This window comes from Nocardia cyriacigeorgica (assembly GCF_010858045.1).
Lineage (GTDB): Bacteria > Actinomycetota > Actinomycetes > Mycobacteriales > Mycobacteriaceae > Nocardia > Nocardia cyriacigeorgica_E.
Genome location: NZ_JAAGVC010000301.1, coordinates 1 through 294, shown reverse-complemented (window position 1 = coordinate 294; position 294 = coordinate 1). Strand labels below are relative to the sequence as shown.

Here is a 294-nt window from a genome sequence, read left to right as displayed (position 1 = left end):
GCCCAGCACGCAGTACTCGAGCCGGACAATGTGGACCGCGACTACGTGCTGGAGAGTACGGTCGCGCTCATCACACTCGTGCGATAGTCAGCCGGTCTTGCGATTCATCCGCGCCTTGCGCCGAAACGCGAGTTCGTCTTCCGGCCGGTCGGTGGCCGCGGTCGCCCGTTCCGCCGGGAAGTTCGCGATCGCGCCGGTCAGCTCACGCATGGCACCGCTGACCGCGATACCGAAGACTCCCTGCCCGCCCTGCAGTAAATCGACGACCTCCTCGGGCGAGGTGCACTCATAGAC

At 65.6% G+C, this 294-nt stretch carries 1 pseudogene; it reads right to left on the bottom strand.

Going from position 1 to position 294, the window contains the following annotated elements:
* Positions 1 to 87 precede the first annotated feature (87 nt).
* Positions 88 to 294, bottom strand: a pseudogene (locus GV790_RS29800) (MerR family transcriptional regulator); the annotation flags it as partial.